General features: G+C 64.1%; 10 protein-coding genes and 1 pseudogene. 5 read left to right on the top strand and 6 right to left on the bottom strand.

Translation table 11 applies throughout. From position 1 onward, the window contains the following. On the bottom strand, positions 1 to 684 hold a 684-nt coding region (locus EPN31_RS16260; RefSeq protein ID WP_291775725.1), incomplete at its 3' end, for an RNA polymerase sigma factor. Between the two features lie 55 nt (positions 685 to 739). Then, complete coding sequence (gene folE / locus EPN31_RS16255; protein ID WP_291775722.1) at positions 740 to 1369, bottom strand: GTP cyclohydrolase I; 630 nt, start codon at positions 1367 to 1369, stop codon at positions 740 to 742. Between the two features lie 197 nt (positions 1370 to 1566). Between folE and EPN31_RS16250 the strand changes: the two genes are divergently transcribed. Then, the gene (locus EPN31_RS16250) at positions 1567 to 2103 is read left to right on the top strand and encodes a DUF4142 domain-containing protein (RefSeq protein ID WP_291775720.1); all 537 of its coding nucleotides are present in this window, start codon (positions 1567 to 1569) and stop codon (positions 2101 to 2103) included. 10 nt (positions 2104 to 2113) lie between these two features. Next, positions 2114 to 2467 (top strand): cupredoxin domain-containing protein, encoded by a 354-nt coding sequence (locus tag EPN31_RS16245; RefSeq protein ID WP_291775718.1) that lies wholly within the window; start codon positions 2114 to 2116, stop codon positions 2465 to 2467. On the opposite strand, the gene EPN31_RS16240 is transcribed toward EPN31_RS16245, so the two are convergent. Continuing rightward, complete coding sequence (locus tag EPN31_RS16240) at positions 2460 to 2696, bottom strand: hypothetical protein (RefSeq protein WP_291775717.1); 237 nt, start codon at positions 2694 to 2696, stop codon at positions 2460 to 2462. The genes EPN31_RS16245 and EPN31_RS16240 overlap by 8 nt on opposite strands. 264 nt (positions 2697 to 2960) lie before the next feature. Here EPN31_RS16240 and EPN31_RS16235 point away from each other — a divergent pair. From EPN31_RS16235 to EPN31_RS16225, 3 genes and pseudogenes are all read left to right on the top strand, one after another. Beyond that, positions 2961 to 3074 (top strand): annotated as a pseudogene (locus EPN31_RS16235) (hypothetical protein); the annotation flags it as partial. Next, entirely contained in the window at positions 3060 to 3419 is a 360-nt protein-coding gene (locus EPN31_RS16230; RefSeq protein ID WP_367188328.1) for a helix-turn-helix domain-containing protein, read from the top strand. The pseudogene EPN31_RS16235 and the gene EPN31_RS16230, both read left to right, overlap by 15 nt. Beyond that, a complete protein-coding gene (locus tag EPN31_RS16225) occupies positions 3395 to 4081 on the top strand; it encodes a transposase (RefSeq protein ID WP_291775715.1) in 687 nt (228 codons plus the stop codon). Before EPN31_RS16230 ends, EPN31_RS16225 begins: the two co-directional genes overlap by 25 nt. A gap of 95 nt (positions 4082 to 4176) precedes the next feature. Here EPN31_RS16225 and EPN31_RS16220 read toward each other — a convergent pair whose 3' ends face one another. From EPN31_RS16220 to EPN31_RS16210, 3 genes are read right to left on the bottom strand one after another with little or no spacing between them, the layout of a single operon-like run. Then, positions 4177 to 5268: an inorganic phosphate transporter gene (locus EPN31_RS16220; protein WP_291775713.1), complete on the bottom strand. Its 1092-nt coding sequence runs from the start codon at positions 5266 to 5268 to the stop codon at positions 4177 to 4179. Further along, positions 5265 to 5984: a TIGR04282 family arsenosugar biosynthesis glycosyltransferase gene (locus EPN31_RS16215; protein WP_291775711.1), complete on the bottom strand. Its 720-nt coding sequence runs from the start codon at positions 5982 to 5984 to the stop codon at positions 5265 to 5267. Before EPN31_RS16215 ends, EPN31_RS16220 begins: the two co-directional genes overlap by 4 nt. Further along, the gene (locus tag EPN31_RS16210; protein ID WP_291775709.1) at positions 5954 to 6664 is read right to left on the bottom strand and encodes a TIGR04283 family arsenosugar biosynthesis glycosyltransferase; all 711 of its coding nucleotides are present in this window, start codon (positions 6662 to 6664) and stop codon (positions 5954 to 5956) included. Before EPN31_RS16210 ends, EPN31_RS16215 begins: the two co-directional genes overlap by 31 nt. Positions 6665 to 6670: the final 6 nt, after the last annotated feature.

Here is a 6670-nt window from a genome sequence, read left to right as displayed (position 1 = left end):
GCGCTCGTGGCCGGGGTGGAGCTGGGCTGACGGAAATTTCGGTGCCCCATCACTTGTTTCAACGTTAACAATAGGTTGCACGATTTTTCGGAAATTTCTAGGGTTCCGGCTTACACCCCCATACAGGCGCGTCTTCACCGTCTCCGGCCGCAGCGCCAGCTGGGTGGCGGTTTCCTCAACCGTGCACTCCTCGATCTCACGCATGACGTAGACCGTGCGAAATATTTCCGGCAATTCGTCGATGGCACGTTCGAGCAGTTGGCGGATCTGCGCTCGCTCGGCCGAGAGGGCCGGGTCCTCGCTGCCGAACTTCGAAGGAAACTGGATCACGCGGTGGGTATCCTGCAGCGAGGCATCGATCTGCTCGAGCCCGACCATGCAGCGGCGTTTGCGCAGCCGGCCGCGTGCCTCGTTCAGCACGATGCTGGTCAGCCAAGTCAGCAGAGTGGAGTCGCCGCGAAACGATTCCAGCTTGAGATAGGCAGACAGGTACGACTCCTGCAACACATCCTCCGCTTCGGAATCTTCGCCGACCACGCTGCGCGCAATACGAAACAGACGCTGGTTACAGCGCTGCGTGATATGCCGGAAGGCTTCGTGCTGGCCGCCACGAACCAAGGCTACCAGCGCATTGTCGTCCAGCGCGGCATAATCGAGGGGTGCCGCGTGGACATGGGCTGACATGGTTCTCTCCTTGCACACCTGATCGGATGCAACATCATAGCTTGAGGTTCCCGGATCAGTCGGAGAGCGCCACCAGGATCTCACGCCGCTGCGGTTCCTGCGCGAACTCGCCAAGCAGGCGTCGGGTCAGCATGGACACCCCGTGCAGGCGCACGCCGCGCGATGACAGGCACTCATGGCTGGCCTGCACGATCACCGCCACGCCGCGCGGTTGCAGCACGTGGGCGAGCGTGTCGGCGATCTCGACAGTCAAGCGCTCCTGGATCTGCAGGCGCCGGCCGAACGCCTCGACCAGCCGCGCCAGCTTGGAAATGCCAACGACGCGCCGGTTCGGCAGATAGGCGATATGCACCACGCCGCGGATCGCCGCCATGTGATGCTCGCAGGTCGACTGCAACGGAATGTCGCGCAGCATGACCAGATCGTCGTAGCCGCCGACTTCGTCGAACGTGCGACTGAGTAGGTTGGCCGGATCGAGCCGGTAACCGGAAAACCATTCCTCATAGGCGCGTACGACACGGGCAGGTGTAGCCAGCAGGCCCTCGCGCGACGGCTCGTCGCCGGCCCAGCGGATCAGTGTGCACACCGCCGCTTCCGCCTCGGCGCGCGACGGGCGCGGTGCTTCGGTGATTCGTGCCGTTACGGCGGCAGCGGGCGGGAAGATGGCTTGATCGCATTCGAGCATGCTGGCGGACTCATTGGGATAACGCGTCATTCGACGCAACGGTGGCTCTTGAGGTTCCCGCCACGCATCCCGGGCATTCCGGCCATCCCGGCAACGTGCCGACGGGAACCCGTGCATCGCTGCTGCATCTCATGGGTGCCGGCAAGCATGGCAATCGTTCGCTTGCCCCCTTCGCCCATCCCATGGAGACATCGCTCATGAACAAGACCCTCGTTACCCTCGCGCTCGCACTCGGTATCGGCTCCATCGCCAGCGTACATGCCCAGCAAGCCCCGGCTGCACCGGCCATCAATGACGCGCAGATCGCGCACATCGCCTACACGGCCGGCGTGATCGATATCAGCGCCGCGAAACAGGCGCTGAAAAAATCCCGCAACAAGGACGTGCGCGCGTTCGCCGAGGAAATGGCGCGCGACCATGCGGCGGTCAACGTGCAGGCGCTGGCGCTGGTCAAGAAGCTCGGCGTGACACCCGAGAACAACCCGATCAGCGAATCGCTGTCGAAGGGCGCTGCCGCCGAACAGAAAAAACTCGCCGCACTCAAGGGCAGCGCTTTCGACAAGGCTTATGTCGACAACGAAGTGGCATATCACAAGACCGTCAATACCGCGTTGAGCGGCACGCTGATCCCGTCGGCCCAAAACGCGGAACTCAAGTCGCTTCTGGAAACTGGCCTGAAGCTGTTCCAGGAACACCAGATGCACGCCGAGCATCTCGCCCAGAACCTGAACTAGGGAGCGCTCCATGTACCGCCTGATGATTCCAATCATCGGTGGTTTGCTGGCGGTGGTCGGCGTGTCACCGCCGATCACGGCCGCCACCACAGCGAAACCGCAAGCGACGGCGCATCCGCATCGTGAGTATGTGATCGTGATCGACAAGATGCAGTACGGCCCGATGCCAGCTGGCTTGCACGCCGGCGACCGCATCGAATGGATCAATCATGACATCTTCGAACACAGCGCCACCGCGCGCGATGGGCGCTTCGACATCGACCTGAAACCGGGTGTCACCGCGCACACGACGGCGATGGCAGGAACGACCGCATTTTTCTGCAAATTCCATCCCGGCATGACTGGCACGCTGGTGGTCAAGTGATCTGGCCATAAACACCTGCCCGCGACACCGTGCCGCGTACTTCGCTGATCGCGAACGCTCGACGCGGCGCTCGGACCACCCCTGATTGCTCCCACAACGTGGGCAACGGTTTGTCCAGTCCCCACTCCTTGATCTTGATAAGGAGCGGCAGCGACAGCGCTGCCAAAGCAGGCTGCGCCGCGACCGCGCTGGCGCGCACCAGCCGTTCGACTTCAGCCGGGGGTGTCACAATAATGGCTCTTCGTGGAAACGTGTGGGTGAATTTCGCGCGGTGATCGCGGTGCAGCCCATGCAGAGCATGGCTTGGCGGCCTTCAGCGTCGCCCTGAAATCTGGCACGCTTTGCCGATGGCTACGTCAACCAAGCGTCCCCGGCGTCTGCTCGACGCCTATCGGTTCCCCGGCTTCCGCCTGCAGGCGACGGTCAAGGGCGTATTCGGTGACCCCAAAGCACGGGTGGTCACGCTCGTTCGGCGGGGAAAAAAACGGTCTGCGGGTATTGTGGCCGGGTGCAGTCGGGCTGGTACGACCACAAGCTCCGGCAGATCCGCGACCTGTCCTGCGGCGACACGCGGGTCTGGCTGGCGTTCGAGGTGCGCCGGGTCGACTGCCGAACGTGCGGCAAGGTGAAGAGCGAGCAGCTCGACTTTCTGGCCGACAACCCGTTCTACACGAAGCGGTTTGCCTGGCACATCGGTCGCCGCTGCCGGCAATCGTCCGTGCGCGATGTCGCCAGGGAATTCAAGCTCGACTGGCACACGGTCAAGTCGCTGGACAAGCAGTACATGGCCGAGCAGATCAAGCGCGCCGGGATGCCCACCCGGTCCGAAGGCGATCGGCATCGACGAAATCTCGATCCGCAAAGGACACACCTACCGCATCGTGGTCAGCGACCTGATCCGAAGAACGGCCGATCTGGTTTGGCGGAGTGGATCGCTCCGAAGCGAGCATAGCGATGTTCTACGAGGCGCTTGGCCCAAGGAAATCCGCCGGCATACGGCTGGCCGTGATGGACATGTGGAAGCCGTTCCGCAACGCTACCCACACGCACGCCCCGCAGGCGGCGATCCTGTTCGACAAGTTCCACATCATGGTGCACCTGGGCAAGGCGCTCGATGCGGTACGCAAGGCTGAATACGCCCGCCTGAGCGGCAAGGATCGTCGCTACATCAAGGGGCAGAAATACACCTTGCTGTCGCACCGCGAGAACCTCAGCCTCGACGGCAAGGCGGCGCTCAAGCAACTGCTGGCGGCCAACAAGCGGCCCAACACCGCCTACCTGCTCAAGGAACGCTTCGGCCAGCTGCGGGACTACCGGCGCGAAGGCTGGGCCCGGCGCTTCTTCGACCAGTGGCGCCAATCGCTGCGCTGGCAGCGGCTCACGCCGTTCGAGAAATTCGCCGACATGATCGAGCGTCACTGGGACGGCATCGCCGCCTACTGTCGACCCGAGAACAAGGTATCGCTCGGCTTCGTCGAAGGGCTCAACCTGATAAGCGCCCCCTCTATTGAGGGTGGTGTGCACGGAACACGATACAACGACGACTTCCGCCTCATCACGGTGAGATTGACCTATTCGGCTGCTATCGGGCGCAGCCACGGCAAGCGCAGGTGACCCTGCTGCTGGGACTGGAAGTGTTTCGCGACGCCGATGCCAAACGCCTGCGGAACCTGCTGATCCAGCCGCTCAGGCCTGCTCGGTGAGCGGGCTCAACGCACCCACGCATAGAGGATCGCACCGAACAATGCCCCCACCGGCAAGGTGACCACCCACGACAGTGCGATGTTGGTGATCACTCGGCGGTTCACACCACTGCGCCCACTGGCACCGGCGCCAGCCAGCGCGCCGACCGAGACGTGCGTGGTCGACACAGGAAGCCCGTTGAAACTGGCCGTGCTGACCAGCAGTGCCGTGGTCAGGCTGGCAGCCAGCGAAGCACCAAGATCCAGATTCGTGATCTTGTCGCTCATGGTGCGGGCCACCCTGCGGGCACCAAGCAGACCACCGAGCAGCATCGCGATCGCTACCGCCAATACCGCCGTATGGCTGTCGAGCATGGCAATCGGCAGCAGCAGGGCGGCAATCTTCGGCGTGTCGTTGAGCCCGCGCGCAAACCCCACTGCACCAGCGAACAGGAAGTGCAGCGTATCGACCACGAGGTGGTTGCTGAGGCGCGCCAGCGGACGCGCACCGCTGGCGCTGCACGCGGCCACGCTGCCGGTTCGCAGCATCGCGGTGTCGCGCATCATCACGCCTTCCGGCGTCACGATCGCGGCTTGCTCGACGCACAGACAGTCGATGCGTTTCTGTTCCGCACGCGCGACCAATCGGCGTAGCAGCGGCGCAATCAGGAAGGCGGGGATGATTGCAATCAGCGGGCTGGCCAGCAGTGGCAACAGGAAGGTCTTGCCCAGCGATCCAAAATGCACACCCATGCCGACCGCGACCAGCCCGGCGCCGCTCATCGCGCCGACCAGCGCATGGGTGGTCGAGATCGGCAGGCCACGCCAGGATGCCAAGGCAACGGTCAGGCCGGCGCCACCCGCCACGGCCATGGCGAAGCCAGCCTGCGCGGCGATGTCGCCCGGCACCAGACCAGCACCAGTAAAAGCCTTGAGCAACGCCTGGGCGAGATAGACCGAACCCAGCGATCCGGCCAGGGTGGTGACACTCGTCCAGCCAAGGCTGGTCCAATAGCCAACGGTGCGACTGCCGTACAGCGTGGCCACCCCCTTGAAGTTGTCGTTCGCGCCGTTGGTCGCGGCCAGCAACAGCACGGTGATGAAAAGTGCGATGGTCATACGTAAGTTCCAGTCAGCAAGGTACGGTCCAAGGTGGTGTGCAACCAGTCGTGCAGGGTACGTTGCGCCGACACGGGATCGAGCAATGCCGCCAGCGCATGAGCCAACGACGGCAAGTCCGTGGCGTTATCGACGTCGGTCAACATCGGCGCGTTGGCGACGACGCCATGAGGTGCCAGCAAGGCGCGCAATTCGGATGCGGTGTGCGCCTGCGAATAGCGCACCGTGCACCAGATAGTTTTCGGGAGGGGCGCTCGACCGCCGAACAGCCAGAAGCCGCCATCACTGGCATCGCCAAGCACGAATGGCTTGTCCGCGTCGTCCAGCATTGCCAGTGCCGCCCGAAGCATGGCCGACGTCAGCTGGGGGGCGTCGGCGCCGATCAGCAGCACCCGGCCATGGCGTGCCTGCAGCGTGGTATAGACGTGATCGAGCCGTTCACCAAGAGCGCCTTCGCCCTGCTCCACTTGCGCAAAGCCATGCCATGCAGCAGCGGCTACCGGGCCGGCCTCGGCGATCGCCCAGTACGGCGTGAGTGCCGGTTGGCAGCTTTGCGCGACGGCGGCCGTGGCTGCGGCGGCCAGCCGATAAAACCGCGTGGCGTCATCCGTCCCCAGCGCCACCGCCAGCCGTGTTTTCACGGGCGACAAACCGGGGGTCTTGACGAAGATGGCTAGTGCCGCCGTCATGGCCTTGCCCTGCGCCGCGCGCGCCATGCAGGCCAAGCCTGTGCCGTGGTTCGTTGCCAGTGCCCGAGCGTGGTGGTCAACCAGCCCTGCTGTGCGTATTTGCGCGCGCTGGTTTCCAGCAACGCGGGTATGCGGCGAAGCGGTAGCGCGGCATGATGCGCTGCCCACACGAGCAGATGATCCTCGCCGTAGCGAGCCTCTTCATTGAATCCGTGCAGGGCCTCGAAACAGTGCCGGGGCAACACCAGTCCTTGGTCGCCGAACGGCAGTCCGAGCCAGCGCGAACGCAGATTGGCACCTGCCGCGTTCAAGACGGTCCAGGGCGGCCCGTCCTTGCGGAAGGCGAGCTGGAACCAGCCCAGCGCATCGATGCCTTCGGCCAGAAACCGTTGCAGTTCGCGCAGGCTGTCCGGTCGCAGGCGCGAATCGGCATGCAGGAACCACAGCCAGTGGCCAGTGGCCAGCCGGGCGCCGAGATTCAGCTGGCGGGCACGTCCTGGTTTGCAGTGACACTCCCGATAACGCAGCCGCATGGGCCATCCGGCGGGTGCCGGCCACGACTCGTCGTCGGCACGTACCACAATCACCTCGCTGCCGGCCGGCAGTGAGGTCAGCTGCTGCAGCAGCCCCTGCCACTCGGTCTCTCCGGGCGCCAGCGGCACGATCACCGACAGCGAAAGCGATGCCACAGGATGAGGTTTGTTCATGAGCAT

This window comes from Castellaniella sp., assembly GCF_004321985.1.
Taxonomy (GTDB): Bacteria; Pseudomonadota; Gammaproteobacteria; order Burkholderiales; family Burkholderiaceae_B; genus Castellaniella.
This window is presented reverse-complemented; position numbering and strand designations above follow the sequence as displayed.